This window comes from Vallitalea maricola, assembly GCF_036985595.1.
In the GTDB taxonomy this organism is placed as follows: Bacteria; Bacillota; Clostridia; order Lachnospirales; family Vallitaleaceae; genus Vallitalea; species Vallitalea maricola.
Map to the genome: position 1 here is coordinate 1 of NZ_BTPU01000273.1, position 227 is coordinate 227.

The 227-nt window shown below is 38.3% G+C and carries 1 pseudogene; it reads right to left on the reverse strand.

The window, feature by feature from the left end:
* A pseudogene (locus tag AACQ14_RS24075) lies at positions 1-227 on the reverse strand (hypothetical protein); the annotation flags it as partial.

Here is a 227-nt window from a genome sequence, read left to right on the forward strand (position 1 = left end):
TGTGCATCATGAGCTACAATCGCAGATGCACCTAATCCAAAGAATGAGATTTTATTTGCTTGGGTTAAAACGTCGACAGAGCGATTGATATCATTAGCATCTAAACTTTTACGTGCCAATTCAAGACTGGCCATAGATGATTCAAAAATTTTAGAGGTATATTCATCTGCCGTATCATTTTCATCTACATGACGATTAACATAAGGCGTACCGTTGGCAAGGCTTTG